Below are 365 nucleotides of genomic sequence, written 5' to 3' on the forward strand. Positions count from 1 at the left end.
AAGCGCTTAGCCAGCGTCGGGGAGCCCGGCCACGGGGCAACCAGCGTTCCGGCGCTCAGCTCGCTTTCCACATACATCTTCGGCACCAGGGCCACACCCTGCTGGCTAAGTACCGCGGCGATCGCCATCTCATGCAGATCGTAGCGCGGCCCCTGGGCGGGGTTATCCAGCGCCAGACCGCACTCGCGGGTATAGTGCAGCCAGGCGTCCGGGTTTTGCCGCCGGTGAATGCGCGTTAGCCGGTTAAGCAGCCCCGGAAGATCGTCATCTGTCAGCAGCGCAGCATGGCAGACCGGCAGCAAATACTCCGCAAATAAAAACGTCACCTCCATTCCGGTCCACGCCGGGTGTTCAAAATGGATGGC

At 63.0% G+C, this 365-nt stretch carries 1 protein-coding gene; it reads right to left on the reverse strand.

The features are described from left to right. The coding region (locus PL597_RS26220) for a LysR substrate-binding domain-containing protein (protein WP_271366682.1) at positions 1-365 on the reverse strand (365 nt) is incomplete at both ends.

The sequence above is a fragment of the Agrobacterium sp. ST15.13.013 genome (assembly GCF_027956525.1).
Classification (GTDB): domain Bacteria; phylum Pseudomonadota; class Alphaproteobacteria; order Rhizobiales; family Rhizobiaceae; genus Agrobacterium; species Agrobacterium salinitolerans.